The organism is Vibrio sp. D173a, assembly GCF_030248475.1.
Genome location: NZ_JAHGAH010001216.1, coordinates 1 through 916, shown reverse-complemented (window position 1 = coordinate 916; position 916 = coordinate 1). Strand labels below are relative to the sequence as shown.

Genomic DNA, 916 nt, shown 5'->3' with positions numbered 1-916 from the left:
GAAGCTGAGGCCGAATCAAAGCTCAACGCTCGTGAAGCTCAACACAAAGCCGAGTGATGTCTCGCTCACCATTGGCTGAGTTATTAATCAATTACATTGAACAGGGCAAAGGATCGCAACTCTTACTTCTACTTTTTTCTTGTCTGAATCTTGTTAGCACAATTGAGCTTGGATTTTACTAGGAGCGCAGCATGCAGGTCATTCATCACGGTGGAAAAGAGACAGTAACTGGCTCTTGTCATGAATTAAGAGCCGCAGGACAAGCGGTTTTGATAGATTGTGGCTTGTTTCAAGGAGCAGACAGTCGCCCGCTAGAGGTGGATTTTGAAACTGACCAACTCAGTGCCCTATTGCTGACACATAGCCATATTGATCATATTGGTCGCCTTCCTTGGCTGTTAGCGAGTGGCTTCAATCAGCCCATCTTCTGTACTAAGGCCACAGCAGCCATCGCGCCGCTGATGATTGATGATGGCTTAAAACTACAAGGATTCAGCCATAAACAGCGTAAACAGATCTTAAAGCGAGTTCACACTCTTATTCAGCCTCAAAGCTATCAAACGTGGTTCCCACTCCCCAATAAAACTGGCTCTCAAGAGCATAAGGTTCATGGTAGGCCAAATACTCTCCATGCTCGATTTCAACCCGCTGGTCATATCCTTGGTTCTGCTTACATCGAAGTGAAATTACCCAATGAAGATGTGGTGGTCTTCTCGGGCGATTTAGGCCCAAGTAACACGCCCCTTCTTCCTGATCCAGTATCGCCACAGCGCGCGGATCATCTGTTTATTGAATCTACCTATGGTGCGAGCGATCATTCAAATATCACAGAACGCGCCAACACGTTAAACCACATTATTGATCGCGCATTGCTAGATGGTGGCAGTATATTGATTCCCGCATTCAGCGTCGGTAG

Annotated in this window: 1 protein-coding gene; it reads left to right on the top strand. The window is 46.5% G+C overall.

Annotated features, from left to right (window positions below):
* Nucleotides 1–191: 191 nt before the first annotated feature.
* Nucleotides 192–916, top strand: a 725-nt coding sequence (locus tag KIV40_RS32395) for an MBL fold metallo-hydrolase (RefSeq protein WP_285353457.1), incomplete at its 3' end; no start/stop codon positions are given.